The sequence below is a fragment of the Anaerofustis stercorihominis genome, from assembly GCF_005844425.1.
GTDB lineage: Bacteria > Bacillota > Clostridia > Eubacteriales > Anaerofustaceae > Anaerofustis > Anaerofustis butyriciformans.
In genome coordinates this window covers 62,195-76,791 of record NZ_SPHL01000005.1, presented here as the reverse complement: position 1 = coordinate 76,791, position 14,597 = coordinate 62,195, and the positions used below count along the sequence as shown (strand labels likewise).

Genomic DNA, 14,597 nt, shown 5'->3' with positions numbered 1-14,597 from the left:
CTCTTAAAGAGTTATATAGCCATTTTAATCTAATTTGATCATATACATTACTTAATGCTCTATAATGTTTTAAACGTTTTTTAGCATCATTGGAAGTATTAATTAATACACCAATATTTATCCATAATCCTTGGTTTACATCTGCTGGAAAAGTTCTTCTGTCCCTAAAATAAGTGTAATTTAATTTTAATTTAGAATATGGGAAATGATAATTATTATTTGTAATATTATTTTCTAAGAAATAATAATGATTTAATTCTTTAGGTGCAACTTCAATAAATTTATCATATGCTTTTTTATCCATCAAAACAGTAACATCATCTCTCCATATTTTTGCATATTCTTCTGTATTGTTTGCTTTATATAAAGCATCATCACCACAAACAAAATAAGTAATATTATATTTTTTGCATATATTATCAATTACATCGAGCATTTCAAGTGATACTTGTTTTACTTTTTTTAATCTTGGAGCGTCTAGGTTCATTATGATATATTTTACATATTCTTTTGGAAGTCCATATTTTTCTGCATAAGGTCCAAGATCTACTCTTTTCCATTTATGGTGAGAAATTCTTTTTTCTTTTGGAAAAATTTTCATGTAGTTATCACCATATAATATTTTTAAGAAAGTGTCATATTCTTTTAAACATTTTACTGTTAAGTTTTCAAATGGAACATCTATATATTCTTTCTTTATACTCGAAGGAAATCCTCCAAAATTTCCATTTATGATTGAAGTATCAATTACATAATTTGTTTTTTCACCCTTCTTATGGTAATGCTTTGCATATTTGTCAAATTTTTTTAAGAAGTGCTTATAACTTCTAAGTTTTACATATATTCTTGCAATAGTCTTAAATGACTGTGGTACTTGGTTTGTAATGCCATACCATTTATAATAAGTTAATACTTTTATCCAATAGATTTTTTTTGCGTAGTATGCTCTTTTAATTTTATTATTTGGTAAATAATCATGAATAAAGATATCAATAAATATACAATGATTATTTCCACTTAATTCCATTGATTTATTATTTAAAATGGTGTTGTTAATCATTAATCTTGGTGTGTAAGAATAAAAATTGGGGTTATTTTCATTACATTCAAGATGGAAGATATTTTCATCTAATTCATATTTTGAAACTTCTAAGAATTTTTCAAATTCAACTCTGTCCATATCGATGTCAATATCATCATCCCATGGAATATATCCTTTATGTCTAATAGCTCCAAGACAAGTACCACCACCCAGAGAGTAATTTATATTATGTTTTCTACATATTCTATCAATTTCTGCTAAACCTTCTAATTGTATTTTTCTTATAACATTTAATACTTGATCTTTTTTGCTTAAAGTCATATTATTTATTTTTTTCCTCCCTAATTCTTATTATAGCTCTAAATATTTCTAATTCGGCAGGGGTTGTGATTTTTAGATTCATTAATTCTTTATCTTGAACTATATAGATTTTTTTTCCTAAAGTATATAGTAGAGAAATAAAACATGTTCCATAATTTTCATCATCTAAAATATTTCTTTTTATTCCTTCATTGTATGCATATTGAAGATCTTTGGCACTTAGAGCTTGAGGTGTTCCTCCTGCATATACTTGATTTTTTGTATAAAATTTATTTACTTCAGAATTTTCAGTTATCATAAAATTTCCTGTTTTATTTGGTATACCAGTAAGTGAAGGTCCTTTTTCTTTTGCTGATTTTATTATATCTGTTATTACACTATCAAAAACCATCGGTCTAACACCATCATGAATAACAATTGTATCATCTTCTGATGACATAAAATCTTTAGCTTTTTCAAAACCTTTCATTATAGATTGTTTTAATGTATCTCCACCTTGTACAATTGCTTTAACTTTTTTTAGATCATATTCGTTTACTTTATCTTGAACAAAAGATATATAATCTTTTAATGTTACTATAATGATAGCATCAATATTATTATTATTTTCAAATTTTTCTAAACAGTAGAAAAGAACAGGTTTTCCTTCAACATCTAAAAACTGTTTAGGTGAATCTTTATATTCTTCACCCATTCTTGTACCTCTACCACTTGCTGTAATAATTGCAATATTCATTTTAATTTTCTCCTTATTTTATATTTATTATTTTTTCTAATAATCCGTTTTTTACAATCATTTCAAAGAAATCAAGTTGATGTTGGTATGTTATTTTAATATTATAAGGACTATCCTTTACGATTGCATAAGGATTATTGGTATTAATACATAATGTGCATAGTGCAGGGCAATTTTCGTAGACATTCATTTCTTTTGCTTGCCTATTATATTTTTCTAAATATCCTAATTTAATTGCTTGTGGAGTTTTAGACATATAAGAGGTGTCATTTCCTATATAACTTATACTATCTTTTTCATCACAAATAAATGCACATTCGGCAATTTTTACCATCCCACCTGCAGCACCGCATTCTTTTGCTTTTTCAACTATTTCTTCAACAGTTGATGTTGATACAAGAGGGCGTACTGCATCTGCCATTATTACTAAATCATCATCATTCATTAGTTCTTTTGCAACCTTTAATCCATTGAGAAAAGAGTCGCTAGTAGTTTTTCCTCCTTTTACAATTTTAAATAATTTTGTTATATTAAATTTTTTGCAATATTCTTCGGCTAAATTAATGTAATCTTCATGACAAGAAATTATTATTTTGTCTATATTGTTTGCTTTTTGTAATGGTTCAATAGAATAAATTAATAAAGGTTTACCTTCTACTTCAATAAATTGTTTTGGTAAAGAGGCTTTTTTATCATTTATTCTTTGACCAGTACCTCCAGCTTTAACAATTGCAATATTCATTATCTTTCTCCTATACAATTATTTTATTATAATTTTACATAATTTTTATTTTACCATATTATATATATTTTAGCTATATATTTTTTTATATAGCTAAATTTAAATATGTAAATATAAAATTAGTCTAATTTATTTAAAAGTATATATTGCTATTAAATATGTCTTTTATTTTATGCTATAATAAAAAATATTATAAAATATAAGAGGTGTAAAATGAAAATTATAGCGGATTTACATACACATACAAATATTAGCGAACATGCTTTTTCAACTCTTGAAGAAAATTGTATTGCGGCAAATAAAGCAGGGCTACAAGCCGTTGGTATTACAAACCATGGACCTGCTTTGGAAGATGGTGCAAGTCATTGGCATTTTAGAAGTCTTGGAAAGAATAATCCAGGTAAAATGCATGGGGTTTATTTAATAAGTGGTATAGAACTTAACATAATGCCTGAGGGTAATGTGGATTTAGAAGAAGAGTACATGGAAAATCTTGATTTAAAAATTGCATCTTTCCATCAAGAAATATTTTATCCAAAAGATAAAAATCATGTTAATGATATGCTTAGCGAAGCTTTGCTTAATAAAAACATAAATGTATTTGGTCATCTTGGAAATGAAATTTTTAAATTTGATTACGAAATGATTATTTCAAAATGTAATAAATATAATAAGATAGTTGAAGTAAATAATCACTCTTTTGAGCAGCGTCCGGGAAGTGATGTTAATTGTTTTGAAATTGTCAAACTATGTAAAAAATATGAAGTACCTATTATTGTAAATTCAGATGCACATATTTCTTCTGCAATAGGACATTTTGATGAATCAATAAAGTTATTAAATGAAGTAGGTTATCCTGAGGAATTAGTTGTTAATTCTTCTATTGAAAGATTAAGAGATTATTTTAAACAAATTAGAGGTATTGATATTTGTAATAGATAGTTTTGTAAAGTCAATTTATTGAACAAAAAAATGTATTATGTTATAATATTTAATCGGAAAAAATTAAAATAGGGAATTTATGTATGGATTATATAACCATTAATGATAATTTTAACAGTACAATAGAAATAAAAAAATCTACTTTTATTTCAAATTTATTTTCGGTTAAAAATGTTGAAGAGGCTGAAAAATATCTTGAAGAAATTAGAAAAGAACACTATAAAGCTACTCATAATTGTTATGCATATATAATAGGTAAGAAAATGGAAATAAAAAAATCCAGTGATGATGGAGAACCTGCTATGACTGCAGGCAGACCTATATTAAATGCTATGGAAAAAAATAATCTTACAAATGCATTAATAGTGGTTACAAGATATTTTGGAGGAATAAAACTTGGTGCCAGCGGGCTAATAAGAGCTTATTCTTCTTCTGCAAGTGAAGTTATAAAAGAAGCAAAGCTTGTAAAAAAGGTAATGACAGCTTTAACAAAAATTTCTTATGATTATTCTCTTCACGGAAAAATTGAAACGTATTTAAGAAAGACAGGGTATAAACTTGAAGATGCAGTTTTTACCGATAAAGTTACTTATGGAGTATATGTTCCGATAAATTTACAGGAAGAATTTAAAAATGAACTTATTGCAATTACAAATGCAAAAATAAATATAGAACATATAGATGATGTTTATATAGATAAATATTTATAAGGTGGTATCATTATGGATTTTAACATGGTTTTTAAGGATATTGTTGATAATGAAAAAAATCCGGTTTGTTTTGTAGATACAAACCATATTATAACGTACATGAATAAAAGTGCTTTAAAACGTTATGCTCATAGAGGCGGAGCTAATTTGATAGGGAAGTCTTTGTTTGATTGTCATAATGAGAATTCAAAAAAACTAACCCTTGAGTATATTGATAGATTTTTAAAAGATGATAATTTAACGGAAATTTATATTGGATATAACGAAAAACATAAAGAAAATAATTATATAGTTGCGGTAAGAGATGAAAACAGAAAGCTTATCGGTTATTATGAAAGACACGAAGAGGACAAGTAGAGGGTATTAATGTTTGATTATATAAAAGGAAATGTTACTAATATAACTGATGGATATTTAACAATAGAAAATAAAAGTGGAATAGGTTTTTTACTAAATGTTTCACAAAATACTATAACAGATTTGGCAAATGATAAAGATGAAGTACAAATATTTACATATATGGCTGTAAGAGAAAACGATATAAGTTTATTTGGGTTTTCTACATCTTTTGAAAGGGAAGTATTCTTTAAACTTCTTACAGTTCCTAAAATAGGTCCTAAAATTGCGCTTAGCGTACTTAGTGCATTGTCGCCTAACATGATTATAAGTGCAGTAATTAATAAGGACTATAAAGCATTGTGTGCTGCAAACGGAGTTGGGAAAAAAGCAGCTGAACAAATAGTTGTTACTCTTCAAGATAAATTTTCAGATTTACCTGAAATGGATGAAATATCTTTTGAAGATAGTATAGATATAAATGGTGATTTGAAAGCTGAGGCTGTTTTAGCTCTTACATCTTTAGGTTTTGATAGAGCTTATGCAAATAAAATCGTTAGTGGCATTTCTACTAATGATGACCTTACTATAGAAGATATAATTACTATTGCATTACAAAGGGTTAATGAATAAGGAGAAATATGGCTACAAGAATAGTAACAAGTAAAAAAACAGAACTTGATATAGAAAAAGATAAGTCTCTTCGTCCTTTGACATTAGATGAATACATCGGTCAAGAAACAGTCAAAGAAAGGATGAGAGTCTTTATTTCTGCTGCAAAAGAAAGAGGAGAGGCTCTTGATCATGTTCTTTTATATGGACCTCCGGGGCTTGGAAAAACGACTCTTTCCAATATAATAGCAAACGAGCTTGGAGTATCTATAAAAGTTACTTCCGGTCCAGCAATAGAAAAACCGGGAGATCTTGCAGCGATACTTACCGGACTTAAAAAAAATGATGTTTTATTTATTGATGAAATTCATAGATTAAACAGAACCATAGAAGAAGTTTTATATCCAGCAATGGAAGATTTTGCTTTTGATATTGTAATGGGAAAAGGACCAAATGCAAAATCCGTAAGGATACCTGTTGCACCTTTTACATTAGTTGGTGCTACGACGAGAACAGGACTTCTTTCTTCTCCTCTTCGTGATAGATTTGGAGTATTAAATAAGCTTGAGATGTATAAAATAGAAGAGCTTATAGAAATTATTAAAAGAAGTGCTGGAATACTTGAAATAAAAATAGATGATGATGGTGCAAGGGAAATCGCGATTCGTTCAAGACAGACTCCAAGAATTGCAAATAGATTTTTAAAACGTGTAAGAGACTATGCACAAGTAAAAAAATCTGATATTATAAATAAAGAAATTGCAATGGAAGCATTGAAGCTTTTAGGTGTAGACGAAAACGGACTTGATAGCAGTGATATTGCTATTTTAGATACTATTATAAATAAATTTGACGGTGGCCCTGTTGGTCTAAATACTCTTTCTGCTGTTATTGGTGAAGAAGAGGACACAATCCTTGATGTTTATGAACCGTATTTATTACAGCTTGGATTTATAAACAGAACTCCAAGAGGAAGAGTTGCAACAAAACTTGCTTATGATTATTTAAATGTTCCTTATACGAACAGTGAAATCATGACTAAATCAATATTTGAAATGGAAGAAGAATAATATATGAGAACTAGTGATTTTGATTATAATCTACCTGAAGAACTTATAGCACAAACACCTATTGAAAAACGTGATTTTTCAAGGCTTATGGTAGTTAATAGAAATACAAAAGAAATAGAACACAAACATTTTTATGATTTAATAGATTACTTAAATGAAGGTGATACTCTTGTACTTAATAATTCAAGAGTATTTCATGCAAGGCTTTTTGGAATAAAGGAAGAAACAGGAGCAAAAATTGAAACTTTTGTTTTAAAACCTTTAAGTAACAATATGTTTGAAGTAATGATAAAACCTGCCAAAAGATTAAAAAATGGAACAATTGTAAAATTTGACGATAACTTATCAATGCAGGTTGTTGAAAAATACGATGAAGGTTTGGCTAAGGTTAAATTTTTTGGCTGCGATGATGTTTTTTCTTATATAGATAAAATAGGAACGGTACCTTTGCCGCCATATATAAAAGAAAAACTTGACGATGACGATAGATATCAGACTGTTTATTCAAAAGATAAAGGTTCTGCAGCAGCACCTACAGCAGGTCTTCATTTTACAAAAGAACTGCTTGAAAAAATAAAGGATAAAGGCATTAATATTTGCTATGTAACTTTGCATGTAGGTCTTGGAACATTTAGACCTGTTAAAGAAGATGATATAAGCAATCATAAAATGCATAGTGAATTTTTTATTATAAGTGAAGAAACGGCAAAAATAATAAATGATACAAAAAAACGTGGAAAAGATATATTTGCTGTTGGAACAACGACAGTAAGAACACTTGAAAGTTGTTATCAAAAGTATGGAGATATAAGACCTGTTAGTATGAATACGGATATATTTATTTATCCGGGATATGAATTTAAGGTAATAGACCATCTTATAACAAATTTTCACTTGCCAAAATCAACTTTACTCATGTTAATTAGTGCATTTTACAATAAAGATGATATACTAAAAGCATATGAAGAAGCTATAAAAGAAAGATACAGATTTTTTAGTTTTGGAGATGCAATGTTAATAATATAGGAGGAACTTTATGAAAAAACCATTATCAAACAAATTAGATAAAATATCACCATCAATGACACTTGCCATTACATCAAAGGCAAACAAACTTAAAAGAGAAGGAGAAAAAGTTTACTCTTTCGGTACAGGAGAACCTGATTTTGATACTCCACAAGTAATTATTGATGCAGCTAACGAAGCAATGAAAAAAGGTATAACAAGATATACCGATGTAAAAGGTCTTATAGATTTAAGAACAGCTATAAGTGAAAAATATAAAAAAGAATTTAATATTGATTATGATCCTGAAAGTGAAATTATTGTTTCATCAGGTGCAAAACATTCGTTATTTACTGCTTTGCAAGCTTTGATTAGTGACGGAGATGAAGTAATTATTCCTGTTCCATACTGGGTAAGTTATTCTGAAATGGTTAAAGTTGCAGGAGGTAAGCCTGTATTTGTATATCCAAAGAAAGAAAATAACTTTGTTTTAACAAAAGAAGAACTTGAAGAGGTTATAACACCAAAATCAAAGGTTATTATGCTTAATAATCCTTCAAATCCTACAGGTGTTGTATATACAAAAGAACAACTTAAGGAAGTTGCTGATGTATGTGTTAAGGAAGGTATATACATTTTAAGTGATGAAATTTATGAAATGTTACTTTACAACGATAAAGAGTTTACTCCTGTTGCATCTTTATCAGATGAAATAAAAGATATTACAATAACAATCAACGGAGCTTCAAAGTCATATGCAATGACAGGATGGAGAATAGGTTATGCTCTTGCAAATAAAGATATTGTAAAAGCGATGAATACAATTCAAGGACAATGCGTTTCTCATCCAAGCAGTATATCTCAATATGCTACTATTACAGCTTTAAAGACAGATCAAAAAATCGTATATGATATGGTAAAAGAATATGACAGCAGAAGAAAATATATGCTTAGTGTATTAAAAGAAGTAGATGGAGTTGAGCCTATTGAGCCGGACGGGGCATTTTATGTTTTTGCCGATGTTTCTAAATATTATGGAAAAGAATATAACGGAAAACAAATAAATGGTTCAATAGATTTTGCAGATGCACTTCTTAGCAGTAAATACGTTGCTGTAATTCCTGGTATTGGATTTGGTGCAGATGACTTTATAAGATTTTCTTATGCGACAAGTATGGAAGATATTGAAAGTGGTTTAAAATTATTCAAAGAATTTATAAATGAAATAAAATAGGAGAATTAAAATGAGTAGAGATGTTTATACTAATCCATTAATCGAAAGATATTCAAGTAAGGAAATGCTTTATATTTTCTCAGCTGACAAGAAATTTTCAACATGGAGAAAATTATGGGTTGCTCTTGCAAAAGGTGAAAAAGAATTAGGTCTTGATATTACTGATGAACAAGTAAAAGCATTAGAAGATAATATCTATGATATAGATTATGATTTAGCAAGAGAATACGAAAATAAATTCAGACATGATGTAATGGCTCATGTTCATACTTACGGAGATAAAGTTCCCGTTGCAAAAGGTATTATTCACTTAGGTGCTACGAGTGCATATGTCGGAGATAATACTGATTTAATAGTTTTTAAAGAAGCTTTAGAACTTATTAAAAAACAACTTGTAAATTTAATTAAAGTAATGAGTGAATTTGCAATTAAATATAAAGATTTACCAACACTTGGATTTACTCATTTTCAACCTGCTCAACTTACAACAGTAGGTAAAAGAGCTACACTTTGGATTCAAGATTTACTTTTAGATTATGAAGAAGTTGAATTTGTTCTTTCTACATTTAGAATGAGAGGAGTAAAAGGAACAACAGGAACGCAGGCAAGTTTTATGTCATTATTTAACAATGATGAAGAAAAAATAAAAAAATTAAATGAGTTTGTATGTAAAGAAATGGGATTTGATACAGACTTTACAGTAACAGGACAAACTTATCCAAGAAAATTTGACAGCAGAGTTGTAAATGCTCTTGCAGGTATTGCTCAAAGTTTACATAAGTTTGCTACTGATGTTAGATTACTTCAAAATTTGAAAGAAATTGAAGAGCCTTTTGAAAAAAATCAAATTGGTTCATCTGCAATGGCATATAAACGTAATCCGATGAGAAGCGAAAGAATATGTTCTCTTGCAAGACATATTATTGCAAATCAAGTAAACCCAGCAATGACAGCAAGCGTACAATGGTTTGAAAGAACTCTTGATGATTCTGCAAACAGAAGAATTTCAATTCCTGAAAGTTTCATGTGCTGTGATGCTATTCTTCAAATAGCGATAAATATCGCAAGCGGTTTTGTTGTAAACGAAAAAGTAATCCATAAAGATATTATGGCTGAACTTCCATTTATGACAACAGAAAACATCTTAATGGAAGCTGTAAAAAGAGGTGGAGACAGACAAGAACTTCATGAAAAAATCAGGGTTTACTCTATGGAAGCAAGCAAAGTTGTTAAACAAGAAGGTAAACCAAACGACTTACTTGAAAGAATTTCAAAAGACCCTGCATTTAATTTGGAATTAAGCGAAATCCACGATATTTTAAAACCTGAAAAATATGTAGGAAGAGCTGTTAACCAAGTTATTGAATTTGTAGAAGAAGATGTTAAACCTGTATTAGAAAAAAATAAAGATTTAATAGGTTATGATGTTACATTAAAAGTTTAAGATTTAGGAGAAATAATGAATTATAAAGATAAAACACAATTTTTTATAAATTTATTGGAAGAGAAGAAATTATCAAATATATATGCTGTTGATGTTACGGATTTGACTTCCGAAGCAAATGCTTTTATAGTTGCGAGTGCAAATAGTGACAGACAAGCAAAAGCTGTATGTGAATTTGTAGAAGAAAAAGCAGAGGAAAACGACATATTTCTTGAAGGAAAAGAAGGTATAAAACTTTCAAGATGGATATTAATGGATTATGGAGAAATAGTACTTCATATTTTTGTAAAAGAAGAAAGAGATTTTTATAATCTGGAAAGATTATGGCAAGACGGAAAAATAATTAAGGAGTAAAGTATTTTATGAATATCAGAACAAGATTTGCACCAAGTCCTACAGGATTTTTACACATTGGAGGACTTAGAACAGCTCTTTATTGCTATTTGTGGGCAAAACATAACGATGGTGATTATTTGCTTAGAATAGAAGATACAGACAGAACAAGATATGTTGAAGGTTCTGTTGAAAATTTAATTAATGCATTGGAATTTTGCGGTGTAAAACATGATGAAGGTCCAATGTTAAAAGATGGTAAGGTTGTTGAAATAGGAGATAAGGGACCTTATTTTCAATCAGACAGACTTGATATATACAAAAAATATATCAATAAACTTTTAGATGAAGGCAAGGCTTATTATTGTTTTTGTGATAAAGAAAGACTTGATAAATTAAGAGAAGAACAAGTACAAAATAAACAAACACCAAAATATGATGGTAAATGTAAAAACATATCAAGAGAAGAAGCTGAAAGAAGAATAAAAAACGGTGAAAGTTATGTTATAAGAATGGCTCTTCCTGAAAATGAGGATATTACTTTTTATGATGAAGTAAGGGGAGAGGTTACAATAAATACAAATGATGTTGACGAACAAGTTCTTATTAAAGCAGACGGATTTCCAACATATCATTTTGCAGTTGTGGTTGATGATCATTTAATGGATGTTAACTATGTAATAAGAGGGGAAGAATGGCTTGTTTCTACACCAAAACATATAATTTTATATAATTATCTTGGATGGGAAGCTCCTAAATTTGCTCATCTTCCAACCGTTTTAAACAAAAACAAGAAAAAATTAAGTAAAAGACATGATTCTGTTGCAGTTGAAGACTTTATACAAAAAGGGTATCTTCCTGAAGCATTGATAAATTACATTGCTCTTCTTGGATGGTCTGATCCTGAAGGAAAAGAAATTTTATCAATGGATGAATTAATAAGAGATTTTGATATTTCAAGAGTAACAAAAGCTGGTGCTGTTTTTGATACTGAAAAATTAAACTGGGTTAATGCCCATTACATTAAAGAGAAATCAAATGAAGAACTTATTGCTTTAATTAAGCCTTATTTACTAAAAGAAAATTTAGTAAATGATGATGTTAGCGATGAAACAATGGAATATATTGTTGAAGCCATTAAAGATAAGCTAAATTATTTAGAAGAAAGTATAGAGCTTACAAAAGAATTATACTTAAAAGCAAATCTTGATGAACTTGATGATAAAGCAAAAGAAATCATGGATATGGAAACAAATGAAACATTGTTTGAAAACTTGATTTCATTATTTGAACAAGAAAAAAAACTTACACCTGAAATTGTTTCAAAGAGTTTAAAATCTATTCAAAAAGAATTTAAAATAAAAGGTAAAGCTTTATATATGCCTACAAGAATAGCAATAAGCGGAATAATGCATGGTGCAGATTTAACTTATATTTTAAGTATTTTAGGTAAAGATGAAGTTGTTGAAAGACTTAAAAAGGCTTTGAATTATATAAAATAAGATTAAAGGAGATATTGTAAAATATCTCCTTTTTTAAGCTTAAAATAAGGTTTTTTTTGATATTTTACTTGTAAAAAGTATAAAAGTTTTATATCATATATTATGAGTTATTATGACGAAAGATAGAGGGTTTATTATGTATAGTTTTACAAATGATTATAGTGAAGGTGCTCATAAAAATATATTGGCAGCACTTATCAAAACTAATTTTGAGCAAAGCAGCGGATATGGCACAGATAAATACTGTGAAGAAGCAAGTGAAATAATAAAAAAATTAATAAAAAGAGAAAACAGCAACGTACATTTTTTATCAGGAGGAACTGTAACAAATACAGCTTTTATTTCTTCGGCTCTAAGACCTCACGAAGGAGTAATTGCAGCATCAACTGCACATATTAATGTACATGAATCAGGTGCTATTGAAGCAAGAGGTCATAAAATAATAGTTAAAGAAGAAAACAACGGTAAACTTTTGGCTTCAGACGTTGAAGAAGTTGCAAAAAAACATTTTGATGATGAAGAAAGAGAACACTGTGTTAAACCTAAAATGGTATATATTTCAAATCCAACAGAACTTGGAACTATTTATACCAAAGAAGAAATTAAGAAATTAAGAGAAGTTTGTGATAAGTACGGCTTATATTTATACTTAGACGGAGCAAGGCTTGGTTCAGCTCTTACTTGTGTAGATAATGATGTTACAATGGAAGATTTAGCTAATTTAACTGATGCATTCTATATTGGCGGTACAAAAATGGGTGCATTATTCGGTGAAGCACTTGTAATAAATAACGAAGAATTGAACGTTGATTTTAGATATCATATTAAACAAAATGGTGGAATGATTGCAAAAGGCAGACTTCTTGGTGTTCAGTTTGTTGAACTATTTAAAGATGGGTTATATTTTGAAATAGGTAAACACGAAAACAGACTTGCAAATAAATTAACACTTGGTATTGGTAATTTAGGTTATGGTTTTTATTCAATGTCTGCAACGAACCAAGTATTTCCTATTCTTCCAAATGATATTTTGAAAGTACTTTTAAAGAAATATTCATTTGAATTATGGGAAAAATTAAGTGAAGAAAAAAGTGTAATAAGACTTTGTACATCTTTTGCAACAACTGAAAAAGCTGTAGATGAATTCTTAAAAGATTTAGCTAAACTTACAATTGCAAAAGAAAAATTAATGAAAGAGTTACATGAAGAACATGAAGATGCAGGTATAGAAGAAACAGCAAATGCTACTGAAGAAGTTGCTGTTGAAGAATCTCAAGAAATTGTAGATGAAGTTTTTCCTAATGAGGAAGTAGAAGAAGTTGAAGAAATAATACCTGAAGAAGTTACAGATGAAGAAGTAATAGAAGAATTCCAAGAAGAGGATTTTGTTGAACCTGTTGAAATCGAAGAAGAAGATTTTGTTGAAGATTCTAATATTATGGATGAACATGAAGAAGAAACTTTAACTGAGGAAAATTATTTTGAAGACAATTCAATTGATGAAAACTTATTTAGTGAACCTGCCAAAGAAGAAGTTGTTCAAAATGAATATGTAGAAGAAGATATTAAGGAAGAAGATATTGAACCTCAAAAGAGTGAAAGAGTTGAAAGTAAAAAATTAGACTTTGAAACTTTTGAACCAATGGAAGAAAAAATTGAACCTGCAAAAACTCAAAGTAAAGATATTTTTGAAGATATTTTTTCTTCAGAAATAGATTATACAAATTTTGATGAAAAAGATTCAAAGGAAGACGATAAAGTAGTATTTAAAAAAGACAGTGATATGGATTTTTTCAGTGAATTTGAATTTGAAGATTAATTTTTAAGCATCTTGCATTGCAAGATGCTTTTATATAAAAAATATTAAATAATCATTGACAATAAAAGGGTTTAGTGATATACTCTTTTAGAAAACAAAGTAGAAGAATTGCTTCTCACCAAACAAACATGGATTTAGTTTGGTAAATATATACACATTTATTTAGTGATATATTTAGGTAGCAGTTCTTTGCTATCTATTTTTTTAATCATGGAGGTATGATTCAATTAAAGATTTTCAAATTAATGAACAAATTAGAGACAGAGAAGTAAGAGTTATCAGTGATGACGGCTCAATGCTTGGTATAATGTCTGCACAAGAAGCTTTAAAAGAAGCTGATAAGAGAAATCTTGATTTAGTTAAGGTTTCACCTGATGCAAAACCACCGGTTTGTAAAATTCTCGATTATGGTAAGTTCAAATATGAACAAAACAGAAGAGAAAAAGAAAATAAGAAAAACCAAAAAGTTGTTAACATTAAGGAAATCAGAACTTCTGTTAGAGTACAAGATCATGACTTAGAAGTAAAAGCTAAAAACTGCCGTAAATTCTTAAAAGCGGGAGATAAAGTAAAAGTTTCCGTAAGATTTAGAGGTAGAGAAATGGCTTATGTTGACAGAGGTAAAGAAGTACTGTTGAAATTTGCTTCTATGGTTAATGAGGTAGGAACAATTGAGAAACAACCTAAGTTAGAAGGTCGTAATTATACAATGACATTACAACCTGCTAAAGGTAAAGAAAAATAGTAGG

14 protein-coding genes and 1 pseudogene are annotated in these 14,597 nt (G+C 28.7%); 12 read left to right on the top strand and 3 right to left on the bottom strand.

The genetic code is table 11. From position 1 onward, the window contains the following. The 3 genes from FGQ49_RS02760 to FGQ49_RS02750 form a co-directional block, all read right to left on the bottom strand. Positions 1-1,363, bottom strand: a 1,363-nt coding sequence (locus FGQ49_RS02760) for a LicD family protein (protein ID WP_138268385.1), incomplete at its 3' end; no start/stop codon positions are given. A gap of 1 nt (position 1,364) precedes the next feature. Further along, positions 1,365-2,099: a 2-C-methyl-D-erythritol 4-phosphate cytidylyltransferase gene (locus FGQ49_RS02755; protein WP_138268384.1), complete on the bottom strand. Its 735-nt coding sequence runs from the start codon at positions 2,097-2,099 to the stop codon at positions 1,365-1,367. A gap of 13 nt (positions 2,100-2,112) precedes the next feature. After that, positions 2,113-2,841, bottom strand: coding sequence for a 2-C-methyl-D-erythritol 4-phosphate cytidylyltransferase (locus tag FGQ49_RS02750; protein ID WP_138268383.1), 729 nt, complete (start codon positions 2,839-2,841; stop codon positions 2,113-2,115). 213 nt (positions 2,842-3,054) lie between these two features. Between FGQ49_RS02750 and FGQ49_RS02745 the strand changes: the two genes are divergently transcribed. The 12 genes and pseudogenes from FGQ49_RS02745 (at position 3,055) to infC (ending at position 14,593) form a co-directional block, all read left to right on the top strand. Continuing rightward, positions 3,055-3,783, top strand: coding sequence for a phosphatase (locus tag FGQ49_RS02745; protein ID WP_138268382.1), 729 nt, complete (start codon positions 3,055-3,057; stop codon positions 3,781-3,783). Positions 3,784-3,866: 83 nt separating this feature from the next. Next, entirely contained in the window at positions 3,867-4,493 is a 627-nt protein-coding gene (locus FGQ49_RS02740) for a YigZ family protein (RefSeq protein WP_138268381.1), read from the top strand. A gap of 12 nt (positions 4,494-4,505) precedes the next feature. Continuing rightward, positions 4,506-4,850 carry a PAS domain-containing protein gene (locus FGQ49_RS02735; protein ID WP_138268380.1) on the top strand — a complete coding sequence of 115 codons (345 nt, stop codon included), beginning with the start codon at positions 4,506-4,508 and terminating at the stop codon, positions 4,848-4,850. Positions 4,851-4,859: 9 nt separating this feature from the next. Continuing rightward, positions 4,860-5,462, top strand: coding sequence for a Holliday junction branch migration protein RuvA (ruvA, locus tag FGQ49_RS02730; RefSeq protein WP_138268379.1), 603 nt, complete (start codon positions 4,860-4,862; stop codon positions 5,460-5,462). An 8-nt stretch (positions 5,463-5,470) separates the two neighbouring features. Beyond that, positions 5,471-6,511 (top strand): Holliday junction branch migration DNA helicase RuvB, encoded by a 1,041-nt coding sequence (gene ruvB, locus FGQ49_RS02725; protein WP_138268378.1) that lies wholly within the window; start codon positions 5,471-5,473, stop codon positions 6,509-6,511. Between the two features lie 3 nt (positions 6,512-6,514). Then, positions 6,515-7,537 (top strand): tRNA preQ1(34) S-adenosylmethionine ribosyltransferase-isomerase QueA, encoded by a 1,023-nt coding sequence (gene queA / locus FGQ49_RS02720; RefSeq protein ID WP_138268377.1) that lies wholly within the window; start codon positions 6,515-6,517, stop codon positions 7,535-7,537. Between the two features lie 10 nt (positions 7,538-7,547). Next, positions 7,548-8,750 (top strand): pyridoxal phosphate-dependent aminotransferase, encoded by a 1,203-nt coding sequence (locus FGQ49_RS02715; RefSeq protein WP_138268376.1) that lies wholly within the window; start codon positions 7,548-7,550, stop codon positions 8,748-8,750. Between the two features lie 10 nt (positions 8,751-8,760). After that, a complete protein-coding gene (gene purB / locus FGQ49_RS02710) occupies positions 8,761-10,194 on the top strand; it encodes an adenylosuccinate lyase (RefSeq protein WP_138268375.1) in 1,434 nt (477 codons plus the stop codon). Between the two features lie 15 nt (positions 10,195-10,209). Beyond that, the gene (gene rsfS / locus FGQ49_RS02705) at positions 10,210-10,548 is read left to right on the top strand and encodes a ribosome silencing factor (RefSeq protein WP_138268374.1); all 339 of its coding nucleotides are present in this window, start codon (positions 10,210-10,212) and stop codon (positions 10,546-10,548) included. Between the two features lie 8 nt (positions 10,549-10,556). Continuing rightward, positions 10,557-12,029, top strand: coding sequence for a glutamate--tRNA ligase (gene gltX, locus FGQ49_RS02700; protein ID WP_138268373.1), 1,473 nt, complete (start codon positions 10,557-10,559; stop codon positions 12,027-12,029). A 136-nt stretch (positions 12,030-12,165) separates the two neighbouring features. Further along, positions 12,166-13,197: pseudogene (locus tag FGQ49_RS10595) on the top strand (threonine aldolase family protein); the annotation flags it as partial. Between the two features lie 877 nt (positions 13,198-14,074). Continuing rightward, positions 14,075-14,593 (top strand): translation initiation factor IF-3, encoded by a 519-nt coding sequence (gene infC, locus FGQ49_RS02690; RefSeq protein ID WP_138268371.1) that lies wholly within the window; start codon positions 14,075-14,077, stop codon positions 14,591-14,593. Positions 14,594-14,597 lie beyond the last annotated feature (4 nt).